This window comes from Nonomuraea sp. NPDC049714 (genome assembly GCF_044465295.1).
Classification (GTDB): domain Bacteria; phylum Actinomycetota; class Actinomycetes; order Streptosporangiales; family Streptosporangiaceae; genus Nonomuraea.
In genome coordinates this window covers 346,796-369,194 of sequence record NZ_JBITLM010000001.1, presented here as the reverse complement: position 1 = coordinate 369,194, position 22,399 = coordinate 346,796, and the positions used below count along the sequence as shown (strand labels likewise).

22 protein-coding genes are annotated in these 22,399 nt (G+C 71.9%); 7 read left to right on the top strand and 15 right to left on the bottom strand.

Features of this window, described 5'->3' with window-relative positions; genetic code table 11:
- The first annotated feature begins 160 nt into the window (after positions 1-160).
- A complete protein-coding gene (locus ACIBQX_RS01860; protein WP_396999525.1) occupies positions 161-1,120 on the top strand; it encodes a Ppx/GppA family phosphatase in 960 nt (319 codons plus the stop codon).
- A gap of 80 nt (positions 1,121-1,200) precedes the next feature.
- Positions 1,201-1,335 carry a hypothetical protein gene (locus ACIBQX_RS01855; RefSeq protein WP_396999523.1) on the top strand — a complete coding sequence of 45 codons (135 nt, stop codon included), beginning with the start codon at positions 1,201-1,203 and terminating at the stop codon, positions 1,333-1,335.
- Here the strand turns inward: ACIBQX_RS01855 and ACIBQX_RS01850 are convergent.
- The 3 genes from ACIBQX_RS01850 to ACIBQX_RS01840 form a co-directional block, all read right to left on the bottom strand.
- Entirely contained in the window at positions 1,322-1,744 is a 423-nt protein-coding gene (locus ACIBQX_RS01850; protein ID WP_396999521.1) for an ATP-binding protein, read from the bottom strand. The genes ACIBQX_RS01855 and ACIBQX_RS01850 overlap by 14 nt on opposite strands.
- 94 nt (positions 1,745-1,838) lie before the next feature.
- Positions 1,839-2,384, bottom strand: a complete 546-nt coding sequence (locus ACIBQX_RS01845; RefSeq protein ID WP_396999519.1) for a TetR/AcrR family transcriptional regulator — start codon at positions 2,382-2,384, stop codon at positions 1,839-1,841.
- Between the two features lie 65 nt (positions 2,385-2,449).
- Positions 2,450-2,767, bottom strand: coding sequence for an STAS domain-containing protein (locus ACIBQX_RS01840; protein ID WP_396999517.1), 318 nt, complete (start codon positions 2,765-2,767; stop codon positions 2,450-2,452).
- Positions 2,768-2,834: 67 nt separating this feature from the next.
- Here ACIBQX_RS01840 and ACIBQX_RS01835 point away from each other — a divergent pair, with 67 nt between their 5' ends.
- Positions 2,835-3,764, top strand: coding sequence for a GNAT family N-acetyltransferase (locus ACIBQX_RS01835; protein ID WP_396999515.1), 930 nt, complete (start codon positions 2,835-2,837; stop codon positions 3,762-3,764).
- Here the strand turns inward: ACIBQX_RS01835 and ACIBQX_RS01830 are convergent.
- From ACIBQX_RS01830 to ACIBQX_RS01810, 5 genes are all read right to left on the bottom strand, one after another.
- Positions 3,761-5,089: an AAA family ATPase gene (locus ACIBQX_RS01830; RefSeq protein WP_396999513.1), complete on the bottom strand. Its 1,329-nt coding sequence runs from the start codon at positions 5,087-5,089 to the stop codon at positions 3,761-3,763. The two genes, ACIBQX_RS01835 and ACIBQX_RS01830, sit on opposite strands and share 4 nt — an antisense overlap.
- A complete protein-coding gene (locus ACIBQX_RS01825) occupies positions 5,086-6,513 on the bottom strand; it encodes a hypothetical protein (RefSeq protein ID WP_396999511.1) in 1,428 nt (475 codons plus the stop codon). The genes ACIBQX_RS01830 and ACIBQX_RS01825 overlap by 4 nt, the downstream gene beginning before the upstream one ends.
- Before the next feature lie 64 nt (positions 6,514-6,577).
- Positions 6,578-7,675, bottom strand: a complete 1,098-nt coding sequence (locus ACIBQX_RS01820; protein WP_396999509.1) for a hypothetical protein — start codon at positions 7,673-7,675, stop codon at positions 6,578-6,580.
- Positions 7,672-8,559 carry a hypothetical protein gene (locus ACIBQX_RS01815; protein ID WP_396999507.1) on the bottom strand — a complete coding sequence of 296 codons (888 nt, stop codon included), beginning with the start codon at positions 8,557-8,559 and terminating at the stop codon, positions 7,672-7,674. Before ACIBQX_RS01815 ends, ACIBQX_RS01820 begins: the two co-directional genes overlap by 4 nt.
- A 109-nt stretch (positions 8,560-8,668) precedes the next feature.
- Positions 8,669-10,024 (bottom strand): MFS transporter, encoded by a 1,356-nt coding sequence (locus tag ACIBQX_RS01810; protein ID WP_396999505.1) that lies wholly within the window; start codon positions 10,022-10,024, stop codon positions 8,669-8,671.
- Positions 10,025-10,283: 259 nt separating this feature from the next.
- On the opposite strand from ACIBQX_RS01810, the gene ACIBQX_RS01805 reads away from it, so the two are divergent.
- The 3 genes from ACIBQX_RS01805 to ACIBQX_RS01795 are packed head-to-tail and all read left to right on the top strand — an operon-like array spanning position 10,284 to position 13,751.
- Entirely contained in the window at positions 10,284-11,138 is an 855-nt protein-coding gene (locus ACIBQX_RS01805; RefSeq protein WP_396999503.1) for a shikimate dehydrogenase, read from the top strand.
- Between the two features lie 56 nt (positions 11,139-11,194).
- Positions 11,195-13,036 (top strand): bifunctional sugar phosphate isomerase/epimerase/4-hydroxyphenylpyruvate dioxygenase family protein, encoded by a 1,842-nt coding sequence (locus ACIBQX_RS01800; protein WP_396999502.1) that lies wholly within the window; start codon positions 11,195-11,197, stop codon positions 13,034-13,036.
- A gap of 52 nt (positions 13,037-13,088) precedes the next feature.
- Entirely contained in the window at positions 13,089-13,751 is a 663-nt protein-coding gene (locus ACIBQX_RS01795; RefSeq protein WP_396999500.1) for a TetR family transcriptional regulator, read from the top strand.
- Here ACIBQX_RS01795 and ACIBQX_RS01790 read toward each other — a convergent pair.
- The 5 genes from ACIBQX_RS01790 to ACIBQX_RS01770 form a co-directional block, all read right to left on the bottom strand.
- Positions 13,739-15,151 (bottom strand): dihydrolipoyl dehydrogenase family protein, encoded by a 1,413-nt coding sequence (locus ACIBQX_RS01790; protein ID WP_396999498.1) that lies wholly within the window; start codon positions 15,149-15,151, stop codon positions 13,739-13,741. The two genes, ACIBQX_RS01795 and ACIBQX_RS01790, sit on opposite strands and share 13 nt — an antisense overlap.
- 98 nt (positions 15,152-15,249) lie before the next feature.
- Positions 15,250-16,071, bottom strand: a complete 822-nt coding sequence (locus tag ACIBQX_RS01785) for an ABC transporter permease (RefSeq protein ID WP_396999496.1) — start codon at positions 16,069-16,071, stop codon at positions 15,250-15,252.
- Positions 16,068-16,787 carry an ABC transporter ATP-binding protein gene (locus tag ACIBQX_RS01780; protein WP_396999494.1) on the bottom strand — a complete coding sequence of 240 codons (720 nt, stop codon included), beginning with the start codon at positions 16,785-16,787 and terminating at the stop codon, positions 16,068-16,070. The genes ACIBQX_RS01785 and ACIBQX_RS01780 overlap by 4 nt, the downstream gene beginning before the upstream one ends.
- Before the next feature lie 71 nt (positions 16,788-16,858).
- Entirely contained in the window at positions 16,859-18,469 is a 1,611-nt protein-coding gene (mctP, locus tag ACIBQX_RS01775) for a monocarboxylate uptake permease MctP (RefSeq protein WP_396999492.1), read from the bottom strand.
- Positions 18,466-18,678, bottom strand: a complete 213-nt coding sequence (locus tag ACIBQX_RS01770; protein ID WP_396999490.1) for a DUF3311 domain-containing protein — start codon at positions 18,676-18,678, stop codon at positions 18,466-18,468. Before ACIBQX_RS01770 ends, mctP begins: the two co-directional genes overlap by 4 nt.
- A gap of 320 nt (positions 18,679-18,998) precedes the next feature.
- On the opposite strand from ACIBQX_RS01770, the gene ACIBQX_RS01765 reads away from it, so the two are divergent.
- Positions 18,999-19,892 (top strand): SDR family oxidoreductase, encoded by an 894-nt coding sequence (locus tag ACIBQX_RS01765; protein ID WP_396999488.1) that lies wholly within the window; start codon positions 18,999-19,001, stop codon positions 19,890-19,892.
- Here the strand turns inward: ACIBQX_RS01765 and ACIBQX_RS01760 are convergent.
- Together ACIBQX_RS01760 and ACIBQX_RS01755 are read right to left on the bottom strand one after the other, a co-directional pair.
- Positions 19,883-20,836 carry a helix-turn-helix transcriptional regulator gene (locus ACIBQX_RS01760; protein ID WP_396999486.1) on the bottom strand — a complete coding sequence of 318 codons (954 nt, stop codon included), beginning with the start codon at positions 20,834-20,836 and terminating at the stop codon, positions 19,883-19,885. The two genes, ACIBQX_RS01765 and ACIBQX_RS01760, sit on opposite strands and share 10 nt — an antisense overlap.
- Entirely contained in the window at positions 20,818-22,398 is a 1,581-nt protein-coding gene (locus ACIBQX_RS01755; protein WP_396999484.1) for a CocE/NonD family hydrolase, read from the bottom strand. Before ACIBQX_RS01755 ends, ACIBQX_RS01760 begins: the two co-directional genes overlap by 19 nt.
- Position 22,399: the final 1 nt, after the last annotated feature.

Sequence of the window (22,399 nt, the reverse complement as noted above, 5' to 3'; positions counted from 1 at the left end):
GTCCCTGCTCGGACCGCAGCACGCTGCCATCAGCACTCCTCATCTGTCACCAGGAAGCGTAGTGGCCCCCGCTCACCAGGAAGCGCAGTGGGCTCCGCTCACCAGGTAGCGCAGCGGCCTCGGCTTCACCGGGTGATGCGCGGAGCTGTAGCGTCAAGCCATGCGACTCGGCGTGCTGGACATCGGCTCGAACACCGTCCACCTACTCGTCGTCGACGCCCACCGCGGCGCCCGGCCCATTCCCGCCTATTCACACAAGGAGGAGCTGCGGCTGAGCGAGCACCTCGACGAGGGCGACAACCTGTCGGCCGAGGGTATCGAGCGGCTCGGCGCGTTCGTCGAGGAAGCGGTGCGCATCGCCGAGGACAAGGGGGTGGAGGACCTGCTGGCCTTCGCCACCTCCGCCGTGCGCGAGGCCGCCAACGGGGAGCGGGTGCTGGCGGGGATCGACGACCGCTGCGGGGTGCACATCGACGTGCTGTCCGGGCGTGACGAGGCGAGGCTGACGTTCCTGGCGGTGCGGCGCTGGTTCGGCTGGTCGTCCGGCCGGCTGCTCGTCTTCGACATCGGCGGCGGCTCGCTGGAGATCGCCTCCGGTGTCGACGAGGAGCCCGACGTGGCCGTGTCGCTGCCGCTCGGCGCGGGCCGGCTGACCCGCGACCGGCTCACCGCGGACCCGCCCACCGTCGAGGAGGTACGGAGCCTGCGCAAGCACATCCGGACCGAGATCGCCCGCACGGTCGGCGGCGTCGTCAGGTACGGCCGCCCCGACCGGGCCGTGGCGACCTCCAAGACGTTCAAGCAGCTCGCCAGGATCGCCGGGGCGGCGCCCTCGGGCGACGGCCTCTACGTCTCGCGCTCACTGACGAGGCAGGACAGCGCCCACTGGGCGGCGGAGCTCACCGCCATGAGCTCCGCCGAGCGGGCCGAGCTGCCGGGCGTGTCCGAAGGGCGGGCGGCGCAGCTGGGGGCGGGGGCGGTCGTGGCCGACGCCGTCATGGACCTGTTCGAGGTGGACCGGCTGGAGGTGTGCCCGTGGGCGCTGCGCGAAGGGGTGATACTGCGCCGGCTGGACATGCTCCCGAGCAGCCTCGACCCGCACAACAACACCGCCAAGTAAGGATGAAATATCCCCACATAACGCCCAGTTAGCGGTGTCGAAACAGCATGAATGGGGGGTATTGCGGGCATTTTTGGCGGATGTGGACACTGCTCGGCGCGTTCGCGTCCTTGGTGATCGCCCTCATCCTGTCGTTCCTGGCCGTGGTCCTCATCTCGGTGGTCGTGCTCGTCTGGCTCGCCTTCATGGCGAGCATGACGGCTAGGTCGTCATGAAGTGCGGTCCGGCCGCCCCGGGGACGAAGCGGAGTTTCTTCTCCAGACACACCATGGCGCCGTTCTCCCGCTTGTTGGTGAAGCGGACGTCATCGGCGAGCGCACGCATGATCTGCAGGCCGCGGCCGTGCTCCGAGCTGGGTGAGGGCTCACGCACGGCGCCGGCGTCGAAGCCGCCGCCCGTGTCGATCACCTTGATCACGCAGAGGTCGTCGTAGACGGAGACGCTGACGGTGTAGTCGTCGCTGGGCTGGGCGTGCTTGACCACGTTGGAGCAGGCCTCGCTGAGCATGAGCTCGATGTCGTCGCGGATCTGCGCGTCGACGCCCAGCGATCGCAGTGTGCCGTCCAGCATCTGCCTGATCAACGGCACACTGGCCGCATCCCTGGGCAGACGGAGTGCGATCATCGTCTCCACTGCGTTCCTCCCCATTCGCCGTGGGAACCCCCTGCCCAAGATCCGGGCCGGCAATCGTCACCGGCGCCACTCCCGCCTCGGCGTCCTACGGCTCCAGGAGACCGAGAGCCACCTCCAGCGAGGCCTCGGTGACCTCCTCCTCGGTGAGCGAGCCGTCGCCCGCCACCCACTTACTGGCGTGCAGGGTGTAAAGGGCCATGAACCGGCTGACCCGGGTGGCCGGGGGCATGTCGTGCTCGCTCATCTCGCCGACCAGCCCCACCAGCACCTCGCGCATCCGGAAGATCCTCGGATGGTGGCGCAGCGATGTCTGGTTGCGCTCCAGGAACCGGGCGATCCCGACGTAGCGGGGCTCGCGCAGCTTGGCGGCGTAACGCAGGATCAGCTCGCGCCGCATCTGCGGAGTCTTCGGCTGCGACCTGACCCAGGCCAGCAGGCCGTCCATCTCGGCCGCCCAGAGCTCGGCCAGGCTGGCCACGATCTCGTCCTTGGTCTTGAAGTGGTAGTAGAGAGCCGCCTTCGTCACGCCGAGCCGCTCGGCGATCTCCCGCAGCGAGGTCGCCTCGTATCCCTGCTCGGTGAAGAGCTCGAGGGCGACCTCCTGGATCCGGGACCGGGTGTCTTCCCGCACAACGCACCTGTCTCGACGGCCGGAGATGAGATCCCCCAGCCTAGGGCACCTGCCGGGAGGCAAGATCAGGCGGGCGGGATGCCGAACAGCCGGTCCAGCGCCGTCATCCGCATCAGGCTGCGCACATAGGGGGTCAGCGCCACGATGCGCAGCACCGCGCCTGTCCCGGCCACGGCCTGCTGCAGGCGGACCAGCGAGGCCAGCCCCGAGGAGTCGATGAAGGCCAGGCCGGACAGATCGACGTCCACCCGGTCGTAACCGTCCACGGGGAGTGACGAGAGCTCCGCCGCCGTGTCGAAGTCGAGGTCGCCGCTGAGCGTGATCCGGATCGTCCCCGCGGTGGGCGAGTCGATCTCGATGCGTAGCGGCGTCTTGTCGAGCACGTCCCACAGCCTATCCGCGGACGGAAAATGAGAGGCAGGCGGTAGGGGTTTTGTGGAGAATCACCGCATGCACATCATCAGGCGGCCACGGGCCGAGGACGCCGCCGCCATCCACGAACTCAGCGTGGCCTGCGACGTGGCGGTGCTCGGCGTGCCCGACACGACGCTCGGCGACGTCGAGGACGTGCTGGCCGAGCCGACGCTCGATCTCGGCAGGGACGCCTGGCTGGCGCACGACGCCGACGGCGGGCTCCTCGCCTGGGCGTGGGCCTGCGGACCGGGTGACAGCGACCTGGTGGAGATCGAGGTCATCGTCCGGCCGGGCACGTCCGGCCTGGCCGAGCGGCTCTGGCCGGTCGTCGTCGAACGGGCCCGCGAGATCGCCGGCGAGCGCGGCTACGACACCGCCACGGTCGACGCGGTCGTCTACCGCGCCGACGAGACCAAGCGGGCGCTGGCCGAGCAGCACGGCTTCGAGCACAGCACCAGCTACTTCCGGATGCGCGTCGACTTCGACGGGCCCGTCGAGCCGCCCGCCGAGCCGCCGGGGCTCACCGTGCACACCGGCGAGAGCGACGAGATCCGCCGCGAGGCGCACCAGGTGCTGGAGGATGCCTTCGCCCACCACCACGGCTTCGTCAGAAGCGGCTACGACCTGTGGTTCGAGCGCAGGCAGCAGCAGAGCGTCAACGACTGGAGTCAGCTCACCCTGGCCAGGATCGACGGCCGGCCGGCGGCGGCGCTGCACGCGAACGACCAGTTCGTCATCGACGAGAGCTGCGGCTACGTCGCCTCGCTCGCGGTGCTGCCCGAGTTCAGAGGCCGGGGGCTCGGCAGGTTCCTGCTCCGGCGCGCCTTCGCCGCCGACGCCGCCCGTGGCCGCAAGGGCACGATCCTGCACGTGGACTCCAACAACGTCACCCCCGCGCTCGGCCTCTACGAGTCGGCGGGCATGCGGTCCGTGCTGATCATGGACGCGTGGCGGCGCCGGATCTAGACCCGATGGGCGGCCAGGTGGTCCAGCACCGACTGGTTGGCCTCCCAGCCGTCGGGGAACTTCACCGGCGCCCCGAGCTGCACCGGCTCCGCCGAGGGATGGGCGTCCAGCAGCTCGGCGATGCCCGCCCTGGCCACCACCACGCAGGCGTGCCGGTGCCGCGAGGTCAGCACGCACAGCCGCCCCGACTCCAGGTGGAACGCGGTGGCGTCCCGGCGCCCCGACAGCGGGTGCAGCACGATGGTGACGTCGTACTCACGGCCCTGCAGCCGGTTGGCGGTGTCGACCGTGATCTCCGGCGGCAGGCCCGCGCTCCTGATCGCCGCCACCTGGTCGCGGTGGGCGGCGCCGACCGCGATCCGGTCGGCGGTCACGGGCCGCTCGCCCTGCTCCGAGCTCGCCACGGCGCCGCGCTGCAGCAGCCGCTCGGCCAGCAGCGCCACCGCCTCGACCGCCTCGCCGTCGGTGCGCACGGTGTGCCGGTTCGGCAGCTCCAGCAGCGCCCACCCGGACCTGGCCGCCTCCTCCAGCGCCCGGTCGTGCACCGTGCCCATGCCGCCGGTGGTCAGCTCCAGCCGCCGGTCCTGCGGCCCGGTGCCCGAGGTGAACCCGGTGAACGGGTAGAACGCCCCCGACACCACCGGCGCGGCCGAGGCCGGCAGCCGCCACGACACCGGCAGCCGGTGCACCGGCAGGTCCGGGTTGTGCCGCAGCAGCACCGAGACCGCGCTCTGCAGCGGGTCCCACGACAGCCCGGACCACCGGTCGCCGTCCACGATGGAGAACGGGTCGAGCTGGCCCGGATCGCCGACGAACAGCGCCCGCTCGAACAGCCCGGCGATGCGTAGCAGCTTGTCCGAGCGCATCTGGTACGCCTCGTCCACGATCGCCCACGGCCAGACCCGGCCGGAGATCCACGCCCACTTGTCCGCGGTGGCGATGACGATGTCGGGATCGCCCAGGTCCTGGACGCGGGTGCCGACGGTGACGCCGGGCAGCTCCAGCATCCGGGCCGGCGGCACGTAGCCACTCGCCGACAGCCGCCCCACGGTCAGCCGCGGGTGCTTGTCGCTGATGCGCGCCACCAGGTCGTCGACCTGCTCGTTGGTCTGGGCCACGATCATCAGCGGCTCGCCGGTCTCGGCGAGGTGCGCGGCGGCCCGTACGACCAGCGTGGACTTGCCCGCGCCCGGCGGCGAGTCGACCACCACGCCCCGGTTGCGCGGCAGGTCGGCGAGCACGGCCTGGATGACCTGCTCCGGGGTGGGGCCGGTCGGTTGCGCGGCCGGCTGTGCGGCCGGTTGGGCGGTCGGCTGTGCGGTCACGACCACTCCTCCTGGGCGTCCTCGTCGGTGGGGACGTACGGCTGGGGCGGGCCGCCGTGGGTCCACGGGGTCGCCTCCGGGTCCGGCAGGGCCGGTGAGCCCTGGAAGTCGCCGGTGAGCGAGGTGTAGCAGACCCGTTCGCCCACCTCCGGCACCGAGCCGGGAGCGGGCGTCCTGGCCCGGCCCATCCCCTTGGTGATCTTGATGGTGACGAGGCCGTCGCGGGCCGACACCAGCTGCGCGCCCTGGCCGCGACGCTCCGGCGTGCCCAGGGCGGTCCCCGGCGCGAGCCGTACGGGATCGTCGGTCTTGACCACGACCAGCGGGCGCAGCTTGCGCGAGCGGCCTTCGCCCTCGGTGTTGTCAGGATCGTTGTCGACCACCTCGCCCGCGAACGCCTCGCCCGTCAGCCGGTACTCGGCCATGATCAGCGGGTCGTCGTAGGCGCGCTGCACGTCGTAGGTGGCCTGGGCGCGCTCCATCCGGGCCAGCCGGGCGGCCGCCGCGATCGCGCCGTCCCGCCTGGCCTGCGGCGGCCCGCCCTCCGTGACCTGGGCGGCCATGCCGCTGAAGGAGGCGCGGTCCTGCTCCCACCGCTGCGCGACGCTGGCCCCCTCCGCCAGGCCGCGCAGCAGGTCGAGCGCGCGCCACATGAGCCGCCAGGTGGGTTCGAGCTGGGTGCGCAGCGCCTCGGTGACGCGTTCGGCCGACTTGCTGTCGATCGCCGGCGCGAGCACCTCGGCGTCGAACCCCGGATCGGTCGCCGGTCCCGCGGGCGGCCAGATCAGCGGGTCCTCGGCGTCGTCGTTCGGCCCCTCGGTGATCCAGGAGACCAGCGCGGCCAGGTTGGCGTCCTCCAGCGAGCTCTGCCCGCTCGCCCAGTGCCTGCCGAGCTCGTCGGTCGCGCACAGCGTCAGCGACGAGCCCGGGTAGGCGGCGCGCTCGCCGAAGTACGTCAGCCAGCGCCCCAGCAGCGGCACCCCCGTCGGCACCGGGTACGGGCCGTCGAGGCGGCGGAAGCGGGTCGAGCGCCCGAGCAGCCGGGTGAACGCCACCCCCGCCCGGTTCGGCACCACGAGCTGCGGCGCGTCCAGCGCCCGCTCGTACGGGTCGGCGTTCTTGCGCTCGACCGTCTCGGTGCTCGACAGGAACGTCTCGACGTACGGCACCAGCACCCCGGCCAGTTCGGCGGCCCAGGCGAACCGCAGGTCGCGGTTGCGCGGCTGGGGCACGACCAGCAGCCGGGGCTCGTCGCGGTCGGTGCCGAGCATGGCGGCCAGCGGCGCGGCGGCCTCGCCCGACAGCTTGAGCGGGATGAACACCATGGGCCGGGCCGACACGTGACAGTGGCGGACGGTCGCGATCGGCTGCGCGATGCCCTCGTCCAGCGCCCGCAGCCGGGCCAGCGAGGTGAGCAGGCTCATGCCGCGAACCTCCGGCACACGGCCCGAAGGGTGATGCGGCGGCGCCCGATCCGGTGGCGCGGGGTCACGTGAGGCACTCCCGGCGCAGGCGTTCGGCGTTGCGGAGCAGCCGGGCGATCTCCTCCTGGCCGGCCGCGGCGTCACGGGTGCCGTCGGCCAGGCCGAGCACCTCGCCGACGGAGGCCACCCCGCCCAGCTCGTCGCGGACGTTCCGGCCGAGCAGGTCGGAGGCGCCCTCCTGCCTGGCCTCGTCCCGGCAGAAGAAGCACAGGTCACAGGTGGACAGGCAGTCGGGCGCGTAGCGGGCGGCCGCCCCGCGCACCGCGTCGGCCAGCTCGGCGACCGGCCTGGTGGGCAGCCCGTCCTCGCCCGGCAGCAGGTCGAACGTCAGGTCGTCCGGCAGCCCGTCCAGCAGCCGGTCCAGGTTCGTCATCCGGGTGAGCTGGCGGCGCAGCACCGCGAGCTGCCTGCGCACGTCCACCAGCGTCGCCACGGGCCGGTTGGCGAAGTTCTCCGGGCAGACCAGCACCACCTCGTGCGACACCCGCAGCGGGTCGTGCCCCAGCTCGGCCAGCAGCCCGCGCAGCGCGAGCACGTACACGGCCGCCTGCCGCGCCGCCGCCGCCACCGCGGCCGGGTCCGCCTGCCCGTCGATCACCGCGAACGACTTGATCTCCACGATGTGGAACCGCCCGCCGACCTGGAAGGCGACCACGTCGGGCTCCAGGTAGGCGGTGTGCCCGGCGATGTCCAGGGTGAACAGGGGATGGTCGTAGACGGTGCCCGCGTCCTCCTGGCGGACGGCGCGGTCGATCAGCGTCCGGGTGTGGGCGTGGCGCAGGTGCGCGCCGACGTTCTCGACGTCGTGGTAGGCCACCTCCGCGATCGGCAGGCCGAGCAGCTCGCGCAGCATCCGCAGCAGCTCCGCGCAGCCGTCGGCCTTGACCAGCGCCTCGAAGGCGTTGCCACGCGTGATCGCGAACGGCGACTGCCCGAACGGCGCGGGGAATCCCAGGTGCCGCGCGGCGGCGTCCTTGTCGATCCCGGCCCCGTCCATCAGCGCGCGGCGGGTGCAGCCGGGGTTGGCCGCGAGCGCCGCGATCGCCCGCGCGTCGTGCGGCTTCTGCGGCGTCGTGCCGCGCAGCGCGTCCAGCCGGTTCATCGGCCGCCTCTCATAACCCTCGTGGATCTTCCCTTGGCGACGGTGCTCAGCGTAGCGGCGCCGAACAGCCCGGCCGCCTCATCCAGCTGGGATGTCGCGCGTTTCGCCAGCTCCGCCCTGTCCCGCGTGTCGCGGCCGGTGTGCACGCGCAGCTCCCTGCTGGCCGCCTCGATCACCCGGCCGGGATCCGGGGGCCCGAACGCGTCGTCGCCCGCGCCGGGGATGTTGCGGGCCATCCTGGCCAGCAGCCGGTTCCCGTCGGGTAAGGAGCCCGGCAGCCCGCCGAGGTGCCGCGCCACCCGTAAGGCGCAGGTGAGGAAGTCGACGCGGGGGCTGAGCGGGCCCACGACCCTGCGCTCGGCGGGCCACGTACTGACCGTGAGCAGGCCACGGGCGGGGGAGAGGCGGTCGGTGAGCGCCGCGCACAGGTAGTACGGCCTGCCGTACGGCGAGGCCCGGAACGAGCGCTCCTCGTCGCGGCGCAGGCTGGTGAGCTGAGGGCTGCGGATGGAGCCGGCGAAGAACGCCTGGCTGACGGCGACGATGAGCCGGGCCTGCGCGGGCGCGTCCAGCAGGGCCAGCGCCTGGTGCACCTGCTCGCGCACCGTCACCAGCCGCGGCCCGTCACCGCGCCCTGCCCCCTTGGCGCGAGTCCGCGCCCCCGCGCCCCGTCCGGTCTCATCCGGTACGGTCTCAGCCGGCGAGCCGTCCGCCGGGGCGGGGTCGTCCTGGCCGCTGACCAGCGTGTCCCAGGCGCGCTCGGCGGTGCGCAGCTCCGCGCGCAGGGTCCTGGCCGTGGCGGCGTCCCTGGCCCGCATCGCCGTGCGCACGCCGGCCCGGAGCTCGTCGATCCGCCTTTCGAGATCGTCCAGCCGGTCACTCATGGCGCGAGCGTACCAATAGTTCCAGTAATTACCAGTAATATCGCCGCATCGCGCCGCGTGTGCTTCCGGAGACCACGGCGGGCGGGCGGTCCCCGGAAGCGGGCAGGCGTCAGGCGGGCGCGGAGGCGTTCGGCCGGGGCTCGGACGGGTCCAGACCGAGGTGCTCGGTCGGAGTCCGGTACGTCTCCCGCGCGGTCGCCACCGCGATGGCGCTGATCGCGCACAGGACGCCGGTGAAGACGGCGACCCCGCCCCAGCCCTGGAGCCCGAGCCATCCGGACGGGGAGACGATCCCGGCGGCCGAGGCGACCGCGAAGCCCGCGACGGCGAACCCGATCTGGGTGCCGATCGCCATGCCCGACAGCCGGACCTTGGTGGTGAACATCTCGCCGTACAGCGCGGGCCAGATGCCGTTGGACGCGCTGTAGACGACACCGAGCGTGAGGATGCCGACGAGGAAGATGAGCGGATAGCTCTTCGAGTTGATCGCCGCCAGGTAAGCGAAGATCATCAGCGGGCTGCCGACGGCGCCGATGAGGAAGACGGGCTTGCGGCCGACACGGTCGGAGAGCATGGCCCACAGCGGGATGGCGAGCAGGGCGGTGGCGTTGGCGGCGGTGCTGATCCAGAGCATGGTGGCCCGGTCCAGGCCGACGGCGTCGCTGGTGGCGTAGCTGAGCGCCCAGACGGTGAAGATGGTGCTGACGGTGGCGATCAGCGCCGCGCACACCACCCGCAGCACGCTCGCCCAGTGGTCGCGGAACAGCAGCGACAGCGGCATCCTGGGCACGGTCCCCTCGGCGACCTCGCGTTCGAAGGCCGGCGTCTCCTCCAGTTTCCGGCGGATGATCCACCCGGCCACGGCGACGGCCAGGCTCAGCCAGAACGGCACCCGCCATCCCCAGGTCAGCAGGTGTTCCTCCGGCAGCGCGGCCACCGGGATGAAGACGACGGTCGCCAGGATCTGCCCGAACTGCGTGCCGTTGAGCGTGAAGCTCGTGTAGTAGCCACGGCGATGGGCGGGGGCGTGCTCCAGGCTCATGGAGTTGGCGCTGGCCTGCTCACCGGCCGCCGACAGGCCCTGCAGCACCCGCAGGACGACCAGCAGCACCGGGGCGAGGCCGCCGATCTGGTCGCGGGTGGGCAGGCAGCCGATGAGGAAGGTCGACACGCCCATCAGGACGAGCGTGAACACCATGATCTTCTTGCGGCCGAACCTGTCGCCCACGTGCCCGAGGAAGAACGCGCCGACCGGGCGGGCCGCGTACGCGACGCCGAAGCTGGCCAGCGACTGGAGCGTCGCGGTGGCGGGGTCGGATTCGTCGAAGAAGACCCGAGAGAAGATCAGGGCCGCGGCGCTGCCGTAGATGAAGAAGTCGTAGTACTCCAGCGCGCTGCCGATCCAGGCCGCGGTGGCCGCCTTGCGAGGGGTGCCTTGCGGGAGGCTGGGGGGTTGATCGGTCACGAGTGCTCCTTGCGGCTCTGAATCTGGTTCTGGGTGGGTTTCGTGCGGTTTGGAGGTCCCCCCGTCACGCACCGCTGATCGTGTACGCGAGCCTGCCGGATGTAGTTACGAACTAGATAGTTAATTGTGTGCCGTCATGCTCCTGTGGCGGCCAACGGGTGTCAAGAGGATCCGGCTTGCCTCTTCACCGTCCGCCGCCGGGGTGCTATGACTAACTCACTAGTTCGTACATTTACGGAGTGAGGATGAGCCACGTCAGATGACCTCCTACCTGGTCGGCCTGATCGGATCCGGCATCGGCCCTTCCCTCAGCCCCGCCCTGCACGAGCGCGAGGCGCGCCGCCAGGGGCTCCCGTACGTCTACCGGCTCATCGACCTCGGCGACCTCGGCCTGGCCGCCCAGGACGCGGGAGAGCTCGTCCGCACGGCCAGAAGGCTCGGCTACGACGGACTCAACATCACCCACCCCTGCAAGCAGACCGTGATCCCGCACCTGGACGGCCTGTCCGGCGACGCCGCCACCCTGGGCGCCGTCAACACCGTCGTCTTCGAGGGCGAGCGCGCCATCGGCCACAACACCGACTGGACGGGCTTCGCCGAGTCGTTCGCCCGCGGCCTGCCCGACGCCCCCACCGGCCGCGTCGTCCAGCTGGGCGCGGGCGGGGCGGGGGCGGCCGTCGCCCACGCGCTGCTCACGCTCGGCGCCGACGAGGTCGCCGTGGTGGACGCCGTCCCGGCCCGCGCGCGGGATCTCGCGGAGAAGCTCGCCGCACGCTTCGGCACGGACCGCGCCCGCCCCGCCGCGCAGGCGGACCTGGCCGCGCTGCTGCCCCGGGCCGACGGCCTGGTCCACGCCACCCCGACGGGCATGGCCCACCATCCCGGGACCCCGCTGCCGGCCGAGCTCCTGCACCCCGGCCTCTGGGTCGCCGACATCGTCTACCGCCCACTGGAGACGGACCTGCTGCGGCACGCCCGCGCGCGGGGCTGCCGCACCCTGGACGGCGGCGGCATGGTCGTCTTCCAGGCGGCGCACGCCTTCCAGCTCTTCACCGGCCAGGAACCGGACGCCGAGCGCATGCTCGCCCACCTGGCCGACCTCATCACCACCTGACCCCGGAAAGCCGGCGGCGGACGCCCCGGACCGGCGCGACATGACAGGAGGACGGCATGCGCAAGTGCATCGCCACCGTCTCGGTCAGCGGCACGCTGACCGAGAAACTCGCCGCGATCGCCGCCGCCGGCTTCGACGGCGTGGAGATCTTCGAGAACGACCTGATCTCCTGCCCGCTCTCCCCGGAACGGATCCGCGACCGCGCGGCGGACCTCGGCCTCGGCATCGACCTCTACCAGCCGTTACGCGACTTCGAAGCGGCCGGGCCGGCGACGCTGAAGCACAACCTGCGCCGGGCCGAGCGCAAGCTCCGGCTCATGGAGCGCCTCGGCGCCGGGACGCTGCTGGTGTGCTCCAGCGTGTCACCCGAGGCGGCTGACGACGACGAGCTGGCCGCCGCGCACCTCCACGCCCTCGCCGAGCTCGCGGCCCGCCACGGCGTCCGGGTCGCGTACGAGGCGCTGGCCTGGGGCCGGCACGTGAACGACTACCTGCACGCCTGGCGCATCGTCCAGCTGGCCGATCACCCGAACCTCGGCACCTGCCTGGACAGCTTCCACATCCTGTCGCGCGGCTCCGACCCGATCGGCATCGAGGCGATCCCGGGGGACAAGGTGTTCTTCCTCCAGCTGGCTGACGCGCCCCTGCCGGCCATGGACGTGCTCCAGTGGAGCCGCCACTACCGTTGCTTTCCCGGCCAGGGCGGCTTCGACGTGCCGGGGCTGGTGCGCCACGTCCTCAACACCGGGTATCGGGGGCCGCTGTCGCTGGAGGTCTTCAACGACGTCTTCCGCCAGTCCGACGCCCGCCGTACGGCCCTGGACGCGATGCGCTCGCTGATCGCCCTGGAGGAGGCGCTCGACCGCCGGGCACCGGGACCGGTGATCCCGACGGGATTCGCCTTCGCCGAGCTCACCACCGGGACGGCGAACACCGGGACGGCGACGGCCGCGCGGACCGGTGGGCCGTCCGCCGGTGACACCGTCCCCCCGGCCTCCGGTGCGGCCGCCACGCTGGTCGGCCTGCTGGCGGCACTCGGCTTCACCCGCACCGGGGCGCACCCCACCAAACCAGTCGAGATGTGGGAGCAGGGCGCGGCCAGGATCCTCCTCAACGCCACCGGCACGGAAGCCGCGCTCGCCGCCATCGGCCTGGAGACCCCGGATCCCGCCGCGTCGGTCAGGCGGGCCGAGGACCTGCTGGCCCCCGTGCTGCCGCGCGAGCGAGCCCCGGAAGAGGTCCCGCTGGAGGCGATCGCGGCGCCGGACGGCACCCAGATCTTCTTCTGCCGCAGCGGCCGGCCCGACCACCCGGACTGGACCGGCGACTTCACCCGCGGCCCGGCCCCGTCGTCAGGGTGTGTCACCCGGGTGGACCATGTGGCGCTCACCCAGCCGTGGCATCACTTCGACGAGGCGTCGCTGTTCTACCGCAGCGTCCTGGGCCTGCGCCCGTTGGAGAGCGTGGAGGTCCCGGAGCCGTCCGGGCTGCTGCGCAGCAGGGCGATGGCCGGCCCGGACGAGGGGGTGCGGATGGTGCTGAACCAGGCGCGGGTCGGCGCCGGGCAGACGCCCTGGCAGCACGTCGCGCTGGCCTGCGACGACCTCCGGGGCCTCGCCCGCCGCCTGTGCGCCGAGCACCCCGGCCTGCTGCTGCCGATCCCGGGCAACTACTACGACGACCTGGAGGCCCGCCACGACGTCGGCCCGGAGATCCGGGAGCTCGGGCTGCTGTACGACAAGGACGAGCACGGCGAGTTCCTGCACCTGTACACGATCACGGTGGGCCGGGTCTTCTTCGAGATCGTCGAGCGGTCGGGCGGCTACCGGGGCTACGGCGCCGCCAACGCGGCCGTCCGCCTGGCCGTACAGCACGCTCGCGGCCCAGGCGCGCCGTGAGCGGGCCGGTCATAGGATGAGGCGGATCGGTCCCGCCTTTCCGTGGAGCCCCATGACCTCGCAGCCCACCACCCGCCCGGCCGGTGAGCGCCGGCGTGACGCCGACCGCACCAAGGCGGAGATCCTCCAGGTCGCCCAGGGGGAGTTCGCGCGGCGCGGCTACGCGGGGGCCAGGGTCGACGAGATCGCCGAGCTCATGCGCACCACCAAGCGCATGATCTACTACTACTTCGGCAGCAAGGAGAAGCTCTACGTCGCCGTGCTGGAGAAGGCCTACTTCGAGGTCCGCGCCGCCGAGCGCGCCGTGGACGTCGAGCACCTGGCGCCGGTGGAGGCGATCCGCACGCTGGCCGAGCTGACGTTCGACCACCACGATCGCCACCGCGACTTCATCAAGCTGGTCGCGATCGAGAACATCCACGAGGGCCGGCACATCCGCAAGTCCGAGGCCCTGGCCAACCTCGGCACCCCGGTGCTGGACGTCATCTCGCGCATCCTCGACGCCGGCCGGGCGAGCGGTGCGTTCGTCACCGAGGCCGACGCCGTGGACGTGCACATGATGATCAGCGCGTTCTGCTTCTTCCGTGTCGCCAACCAGCACACCTTCGGCGCCCTGTTCGGCCGTGACATGACGGCGCCGGAGCACCGCGACCGGCTGCGCAAGATGGTCGGCGAGATGGTGGTGTCCTACCTGCGCGGAGGTCAGAGGCCGTAGGTCTCCAGCAGGCGCAGCCAGATCTCGCTCACGGTGGGGAAGGACGGCACCGCGTGCCAGAGGCGCTCGAGCGGCACCTCGGCGGTGACCGCGATGGTCGCCGCGTGCAGGAGCTCGGCGGTGCCCTGCCCGGCGAGGGTGACGCCGAGCAGCACCCGGCGGTCCTCGTCGACGACCGCCTTGGCCCGGCCCTGATAGTCGTCGCCGAGCAGGTAGGCGCCGGAGACGGAAGCGAGGTCGTACTCCACCACCCGCACCCGGAAGCCGTCGTGGCGGGCCGCCTCCTCGGTCCGGCCGACGGCGCAGATCTGCGGGTCGGTGAAGACGACCTGCGGCGCGCCGTAGCCGTCGGCGGTGGCGCGCTGGGCGGGCAGGTCGTCGGGCTCGCCCTTGGCGCGCGCGACGATCACGTCACCACACGCCCTCGCCTGATATTTCCCCATGTGGGTGAGCAGGTTACGGCCGTTGACGTCGCCCACCGCGTACAGCCAGCCCTCACCCACGCCGGTCGCCCGCAGGCTGTCGTCCACCTGGACGGGCTTGTCGACGGCCAACCCCACGCTCTCCAGCCCCAGCCCTTGGGTTGCGGCCTTCCGCCCGGTCGCGACGAGGATCTCGTCGGCCTCGACGGGCGGCCCGTCCGGCAGGTGCACGGTCACCTTGCCGCCCGGCTCGGGCCGCTCCACCCGTACGGCTTCGGTACGGGTACGCAGGTCGATGCCGGAGGCGGCGAAGGAGGCGGCCAGCAGTTCGCCCGCGAACGGCTCCATCCTGGGCAGCAGCGAATCGCCGCGCACCAGCACGGTCGTCTGCCGGGCGCCGAGGCCGTGCATGGCCTGCGCCATCTCGCAGGCCACCACGCCGCCGCCGACCACGACCAGGCGGCCGGGCACGGACGTGACGGCGGTGACCTCGTGACTGGTCCAGGGCGAGGCCTCGCGCAGGCCGGGCGTCGGCGGGATCGCCGCGGTGCTGCCGGTGGCCAGCACGACCGCGTGCCGGGCGGTGAGCAGCCGCTGCGACCCGTCCGGCTCGGTGACCAGCACCCGCTTGGGGCCGTCCAGCCTCCCGCGCCCGCGTACGAACGTGGCGGGCACCCCTTCGAGCCAGCGGACCTGTCCCGAGTCGTCGTAGTGGGACACCGCCTCGTCGCGCCGGGCGAGCACCGCGTCGACGTCGATCGGGTCGAGCGACATGCCGGGCATCCGCGCGACCTCGGCCGCCAGCTCCACCGGGCGCAGCAGTGCCTTGCTCGGGATGCACGCCCAGTAGGAGCATTCGCCGCCGGCCAGCCGCTCTTCCACGACGGCCGCGGTCAGCCCGCCGCGCACCGCCCGGTCCACCACGTTCTCGCCGGCCGGCCCGGCTCCGATCACGATGACGTCGAACTCGTCGGACACGCGTACCTCCGGAAATTCAGGACACCTGTGGGCAGTCTGCCATCCTGTGCCCCGGCAGCACGCACTGCAACGCGCACACAGGCGAGCCGAGGCGCGGATCAGTCACCGAAGCGGGACAGCCGCCCACGCCGCCGGGCGTCGCTGAGCGCCCACGCGAACAGGCCGAGCGTGGCGGCCAGGTAGATGACGTTGAGCCCGGCCGCCCACGCCAGCCGGTCCCATGGCACCGCCCCGCCGCCCATGACGGTGCGCATGCCCTCGAACACGTGGGAGGCCGGCATCAGCCAGGCGACCGTCTGCAGCGGCGCGGGCAGCACCGAGACCGGGTAGAAGATCCCCGCCAGCGGCTGCGCCACGAACACCAGCGACCAGGCGATCACCTGGGCGTTCTCGCCGAACCTGAGCACCGCCGCGATGCCCACCAGCCCGAGCGACCAGCCGAACACCAGCAGCACGCCCATGAACGGCACCAGCCCCACGCCCAGGCTCGTCACCCCGAACCCGTAGAACGCCAGCGCCAGTCCCGCCATCACGGTGACGGCGAGCACCACCTTGCCCAGCGCGAACAGCATCAGCCCGGTCAGGTACTCGCCACTGGACAGCGGGCTGACCTGCACGTTCAGCAGGTTGCGCGACCAGATGTCCTCCAGGAACGCGATCGAGATCTCGTTGCTGGCCTTCTGCAGCACCTGCCACAGCAGCACGGCCCCGATGAGGAACGACGCTACGAACGGCACCCGCTGCGTCTGCAGGAACGCCGTGACGAACCCCCACAGCACCAGCTCCACGGTGGGCCAGAACAGGATCTCGAACATCCTGATCGAGCTGCGCCGCAGCGCCGCGAAGTCACGCCGGACGACGCCGAAGACCCGCCTGCGCCGCGCGGCCAGGCTGAGCGGGGGAAGGGTGAGAGCGGTCATCCGCGAGCCACCTTGAGGAACACCTCTTCCAGGTCCTCGGCCCCGTAGCGGCCGGCCAGCTCCGCGGCGCTGCCGGAGGCCACGATCCGCCCGTCGGCCATGAAGTGGATCCGGTCGCACATCCGCTCGACCTCGCGCATGTTGTGCGAGGTGATCAGCATCGCGCTGCCGTTCTCCCGGGCGGCCCGGGACAGCAGGCCCCGGATGCGGTCACCGGCGTCGGGGTCGAGGTTGGCGGTCGGCTCGTCGAGCACCAGCAGCCGGGGCGCGTTCAGCAGCGCCTTGGCGAGCTGCACGCGGGTGCGTTGCCCCGACGACAGATCCATCATCCTGCGCCCGCTGAGCGGCCCCAGCTCGAACAGCTCGATCAGCTCCGCGACCCGCGCCTTCGGCCGGCGCAGCGCGTAGAGCATGGCGAAGGAGTCGAGCACCTCGCGCACCAGCAGCACGCCGGGCAGGTCCACGTAGCTCGCGGCGAAGTTCACCTGGCTGAGCACTTCGGTCCGGCGCCGGGCCAGGTCCAGGCCGAACATCCTGACCTGCCCGGCGTCGGGGGTGATGAGCCCGAGCAGCATGTGCAGGGTGGTCGACTTGCCCGCGCCGTTGAGCCCCAGCAGCCCGACGACCTCGCCCTCGGCGACGCTCAGACTCAGCCCGTCGACGGCGGTGACCGTCCCGAACCGCTTCACCAACCGGACCGCGTCGAGTAGGGGCACCGGTACAGCCTGCGGCTCCCGCGCGACCGGGCGCAACGGATTTTCCAGCAGGCCGTACCGGGGCCGGTCCGTCAGTGCGTGCCGGTCAGGTCCATGGGCTTGACCTTGGGGTCGCCCTCGTCGGCGAAGTAGTCGCCGCGGGTCGTCGCGTCCCCGCCGTCGGCCACCTTCATCGCCCGGAACGCCAGCGTCGCCAGCACCGCCACCACCAGGTTGACGGCCAGCGCCAGGAACCCGGCATAGATCGTCATCGTCGTGTCGAAGCCGAGGTTCGACAGCCCGAAGGCCGATCCGCCGAAGTGCGCCTTACCGCTGACGGGGTTCGGGATCAGGTAGAGCATCCACAGCCCCGCCCCGAGCCCGAGCGCCCATCCGGTGATCAGCCCGCCCCGGTGGAACCAGCGCGTGTAGAGCCCCAGCGCCACGGACGGCAGCGTCTGCAGGATGATCACACCGCCGATGAGCTGCAGGTCGATGGAGAACTGCGGATCCAGGATGAGGATGCACAGCACCGCTCCGACCTTCACCACCAGTGAGGTGATCTTGGAGACCTTGGCCTCCTGAGCGTCGGTGGCGTTCTTGTTGAGATACTCGCGGTAGATGTTGCGGGTGAACAGGTTCGCCGCCGCGATGGACATGATCGCCGCCGGGACCAGCGCCCCGATCGCGATGGCCGCGTAGGCGACCCCGGCGAACCAGTCCGGGAACATCTGGTCGAACAGCACCGGCACGATGGTGTTGCCGTCCGGCCTTCCGTTCGCCCCCACGACGGGCTTCGTCCCGGCCGCGATGGCCATGAAGCCCAGCAGCGCGATCAGCCCGAGCAGGAAACTGTAGGCGGGCAGCGCCGACATGTTCCTCTTGATCACTTTCCGGTTCCTGGACGCCAGCACGCCGGTGAGGCTGTGCGGATACAGGAAGAGCGCCAGGGCCGAGCCGAACGCCAGCGTGATGTACTGCAGCTGGTTGCTCGCGTTCAACGTGAGCCCGTCGGCCTGCGAGGGCGAGGCGTCGAACTTCTCCTTCGCGGCGCCGAAGATCCCCTCCCAGCCGCCCAGCTGGGTCGGGATGTAGATCACGGCCGCCAGGATCACGATGTAGATCAGCGTGTCCTTGACGAACGCGATCAGCGCGGGCGCCCGCAGCCCCGACTGATAGGTGTACGCCGCCAGGATGGCGAAGGCGATGACGATCGGCAGGTGCCCGGTGATCCCCATCGTCTTGAGCACCGCCTCGATGCCGACGAGCTGCAGCGCGATGTACGGCATCGTCGCCACCAGCCCGGTGATGGCCACGAGCAGCGCCAGCGTCGGCGAGCCGAAGCGCGCCCGGACGAAGTCGGCGGGGGTGACGAACCCGTGCACGTGCGACACCGACCACATCCGCGTCAGCACCAGGAACACCATCGGATAGATCACCACGGTGTACGGCAGCGCGTAGAAGCCGAGCGCTCCGGCGCCGAACACCAGCGCGGGCACGGCCACGAAGGTGTAGGCGGTGTAGAGGTCACCGCCCACCAGGAACCAGGTGATCCAGGTGCCGAAGTTGCGGCCGCCGAGGCCCCACTCGTTGAGGCTCTCGATGTTGTCGGGCCGGCGCCACCGGGCGGCGACGAATCCCATGCCGCTGACCAGCAGGAACAGCAGGGTGAAGACGACCAGCTCGGTCGTGTGCGCGCTCACCTGGTCATCCGGTAGACGAGCGTGGTGCAGCTGACGCCCACGATGATGAAGGCGAGCTGCAGCCAGTAGAACAGCGGGAAGCCGAACAGTCGCGGCTCTTCGGAGTTGAAGAGGAACGTTAACAGGGGCAGCACGATCGGCACGAACAGCAGCCAGTTCCAGGGGCTGCGATCGCTGCGTGTCTTCTGCCCGGATTCCGGGGTCGTCATTGTTTGTCTCCCAGACACACTCAGGCCAGGGGCCGAAACGACTCGGTTCCTGACTGATAGTCAGTGAATGGAGACTAACTGCGTCGAGATATATACCCCAGTGTCCCTAATGTCACAGTTTGGCGTAAATTTCGTGATGCGTGACAGGGTGCAATGAGGCGAATTCGTACGTCACATTAGCCCTGACCGGAAAGGCCGTCAGGTCGTCAAGCGGCGAGTGGTCGCCTCCTCGCGCCGAACGGTCGATCGCCCGGCAGCGGCCCCGGAACCCGCCGGAAAACATGACAGAGGATGTCCCCTTTACCGGACAGGCTGGCCGCATGATCACTTTGGTGGCGGGCGCGACCCGCGGCACGGGACGAGGAATAGCGGTGGCGCTGGGCGCCGCCGGCGCGACGGTCTACTGCACCGGCAGGACGACCCGCGACCAGCGCTCGGAGATGAACCGGCCGGAGACGATCGAGGAGACGGCCGAGCTGGTGACCGCGGCCGGCGGCACCGGCATCGCGGTGCGGGTGGACCACCTGGACCCGGCGCAGGTCAAGGCCCTGGTCGAGCGCATCGACCAGGAGCAGGGCCGGCTCGACGTCCTGGTCAACGACGTCTGGGGCGCTGACGCGCTCTGGGAGTGGACGACGCCGGTCTGGAAGCACGATCTGGACAACGGCCTGAAACTGCTCAGGCTGGCCGTCGACACGCACCTCATCACCAGCCACCACGCGCTGCCGCTGCTCATCCGGAACAAGGGCGGCCTGGTGGTGGAGGTGACCGACGGCACCTGGGAGTTCAACGCCACCCGCTACCGCGAGTCCATCTTCTACGACCTGGCCAAGATGGCCGTCAACCGGCTGGCCTACGCGCAGGCGCAGGAGCTGCGCGAGTACGACGGCGCGGCGGTGGCGCTCACGCCGGGCTTCCTGCGCTCGGAGAGCATGCTGGAGCACTTCGGCGTCACCGAGGCCACCTGGCGCGACGCCGTCGCCCACCAGCCGACGTTCGCCGTCTCCGAGACGCCCGCCTTCGCGGGCCGCGCGGTCGCCGCCCTGGCCACCGACCCCGACCGGATGCGCTGGTCCGGCAAGTCCGTCGACAGCGGGACGCTGGCCAAGGAGTACGGCTTCACCGACGTGGACGGCAGCAGGCCGGACGTGTGGCGCTACATCGTGGAGGTGGAGGAGACGGGCGCGCGGGCGGACCCGCTGGACTACCGCTGAGGCGGCCCGTACAGGGCGGACAGGCGGGCGGCGGCCTCGGCGGCCATCGCCCGCAGCTCCGGCGGCCCCAGCACCTCGGCCTCCGGCCCGAACCGCAGCACCTGCGAGTAGGCCACCTCCAGCGACTCGACGCCGAGCCGTACGGTCCCGTCGGGCTGGAGGGAGGCGAGCGCGTCCGGCAGCGCGGCCGGGTCGGCGATGTGCCGCAGCTGCCGCACCCCGCGCGCGGTGAGCCGCAGCGTGATCTCGGCGCGCAGCAGCGTGCGGGTGAACGCCGCCGACTGCTCCGCCCAGAAGCCCGCCAGGTCGAAGCCCGGATCGCGGGCGAAGACGTCGTCACGCACGTCCAGGTCGCCGAACCGGTCCACCCGGAAGATCAGGAACCGGGTGCGGGTGCGGGCCGCGAGATACCAGGCGCCCGCCTTCAGGATCAGCCCGTACGGCTCCAGCGTCCGGGGCCGGTCCTTGTAGACGGCGGTGACGACGCGGTCGTTCCACACGGCCCTGGCCAGCCGGGTCAGCGCGGCAGGAGGCGGGTCGTCGCCGGCGAACCAGCCGGGCGCGTCCAGGTGGAAGCGCTGGGCGGCGGTCGCGGGCGCGTCACGCAGGCCGGGGGAGAGCGCGGCGGCCGCCTTGAGCCGGGCCGTCGCCGCCACCTCCTGCAACCCCATCTCGCGCAGCGCGCCGGGCACGCCGGACAGGAACAGCGCCTCGGCCTCGGCCCGGTCGAGGCCGGTCAGCCGGGTGCGGTAGCCCTCCAGCAGCCGGTAGCCGCCGCCGCGTCCCCGATCGGAGTAGACCGGGACGCCGGCCCCCGACAGCGCGAGCACGTCGCGGTGCACGGTCCGCTCCGACACCTCCAGCTCGGCCGCGAGCTCGGCCGCCGTCATGCCGCCCCGGCCCTGCAACAGCAGGACCAGCGACATCAGCCGCGCGGCGCGCACAGCGGCAGCACCACCGCGGACGGGCGGGCGGGGGAGTGGAACACCTCCACGTCGGCCGGCACCATTGGCCCGCCGTCGCCGATCGGCAGGCCGGTGCCGGGGTTGCGGGCGATCGTCGGGTACGCGCCCGCAGCCACGTGCAGCCGGATCCGGTGGCCACGCTTGAACCGGTGTCCCACCGGCCACAGCTCCACCGACACCCTGCGCACGTCCTCCAGCGTATTGCCGGGGCCGAGCCGGCGCACGCCCTCGCACACGTTCATGGATCTGCCGTCCGGGTGCACGTCGCACAGGCGCACCACCACGTCCACGTGCGGGGTGCTGGAGCGTACGAACAACTCGGCGCTGACCGGCCCGATCGCCTCCACGTCCGACCCCAGCTCGGGCGAGGTGTAGACGAGCACGTCGCGGCGGGCCTCCAGCCGCCGCTGGTCGCGCGGCCGGGAGTCGGCCAGCAGCACCGGCCCGCCGATCACCGGCGTGGGATGGTCCGGGTGGTAGCGGAACCGGTCGGGCTCGCCCTCCGGCGGTCCCTCCGGCCCCAGCCCGAAGCCGGGCTGCAGGTGCCAGCGCCGCGGTCGCATGCCGGGCACCGGCCAGTCGGGGAGGTCGCGCCACTCCCCGGCCCCCGTCACGTACAGCCGCACCGGCTGCTCGCGCAGCCCCGAGGCGTCACCCAGCAGATGCGCCCGGAACCAGGACAGCGACTCGGCCATCGACACCCGGCCGTGCCGGGTGTCGACGTGCCACCACGGCCCGATCGTCAGATGCGGCCGCCGCCCGGCCGCGCGCAGCGCGAGGTAGTCCTTGAGCTGCCACGGCAGGAACACGTCGTACCAGCCGCCGATCATGGTGACCGCGGCCTCGACCTCACCGACCCTGGAGGAGAAGTCGCGCTTGGTCCAGTACGGCTCGGGGTCGGCGTGATGGGCGAGCAGATCCCGGTAGAAGCGCAGCGGCCGCCCGGCCGTGACCAGGTCGAGCTCGGCCATCGGCCGCCCGGACAGCACGGCCCGCCGGGTCACCCTGGGCGCGGTCAGCGCCGCCGTGCCGCCGAACCGGCGCGACATGGAGTCCGTCAGGGTGGTCCAGCTCAGCGCCGACTCCAATGCGAACGCCCCGCCCACGTAGGCGGCGTCCCTGAACTGCGAGGCGGTGATCTGCGTGGACATCGCCTTGAGGTCGGGCCCGGCGTCGGGAGCCACGGCCCACTGGGTGTAGCCGAGGTAGGAGGGGCCGAACATCGCCAGTGAGCCGCCGTACCAGGGCTGATCGCGCAGCCAGGCGAGGGTGGCCAGGCCGTCGTCGCGCTCGTCGCCGAGCGGGTCGAGCTGCCCGCCCGACCCGAAGCCGCCCCGGCAGCTCTGGATCACCACCTGGAAGCCGTGGCGGGCGAACCCGCGCCCGTACACGAACCCGAACAGGCCGCGCCTGCCGTAGGGGGAGCGGACGAGGATGACCGGCGCCCGCTCGGCCCCCACCGGCACGTAGCGGTCGGCCAGCAACAGCACGCCGTCCGGCATCGGGACGGGAAGGTCGCGCTGAATTCGGACGCGTCGCATT

Coding starts and splice junctions, on each gene's coding strand:
- ACIBQX_RS01860 (WP_396999525.1), top strand. CDS start 161: ATGCGACTCGGCGTGCTGGACATCGGCTCGAACACCGTCCACCTACTC.
- ACIBQX_RS01855 (WP_396999523.1), top strand. CDS start 1,201: ATGTGGACACTGCTCGGCGCGTTCGCGTCCTTGGTGATCGCCCTCATC.
- ACIBQX_RS01850 (WP_396999521.1), bottom strand. CDS start 1,744: ATGATCGCACTCCGTCTGCCCAGGGATGCGGCCAGTGTGCCGTTGATC.
- ACIBQX_RS01835 (WP_396999515.1), top strand. CDS start 2,835: ATGCACATCATCAGGCGGCCACGGGCCGAGGACGCCGCCGCCATCCAC.
- ACIBQX_RS01825 (WP_396999511.1), bottom strand. CDS start 6,513: ATGAGCCTGCTCACCTCGCTGGCCCGGCTGCGGGCGCTGGACGAGGGC.
- ACIBQX_RS01820 (WP_396999509.1), bottom strand. CDS start 7,675: ATGAACCGGCTGGACGCGCTGCGCGGCACGACGCCGCAGAAGCCGCAC.
- ACIBQX_RS01815 (WP_396999507.1), bottom strand. CDS start 8,559: ATGAGTGACCGGCTGGACGATCTCGAAAGGCGGATCGACGAGCTCCGG.
- ACIBQX_RS01805 (WP_396999503.1), top strand. CDS start 10,284: ATGACCTCCTACCTGGTCGGCCTGATCGGATCCGGCATCGGCCCTTCC.
- ACIBQX_RS01800 (WP_396999502.1), top strand. CDS start 11,195: ATGCGCAAGTGCATCGCCACCGTCTCGGTCAGCGGCACGCTGACCGAG.
- ACIBQX_RS01795 (WP_396999500.1), top strand. CDS start 13,089: ATGACCTCGCAGCCCACCACCCGCCCGGCCGGTGAGCGCCGGCGTGAC.
- ACIBQX_RS01785 (WP_396999496.1), bottom strand. CDS start 16,071: ATGACCGCTCTCACCCTTCCCCCGCTCAGCCTGGCCGCGCGGCGCAGG.
- ACIBQX_RS01770 (WP_396999490.1), bottom strand. CDS start 18,678: ATGACGACCCCGGAATCCGGGCAGAAGACACGCAGCGATCGCAGCCCC.
- ACIBQX_RS01765 (WP_396999488.1), top strand. CDS start 18,999: ATGATCACTTTGGTGGCGGGCGCGACCCGCGGCACGGGACGAGGAATA.
- ACIBQX_RS01755 (WP_396999484.1), bottom strand. CDS start 22,398: ATGCGACGCGTCCGAATTCAGCGCGACCTTCCCGTCCCGATGCCGGAC.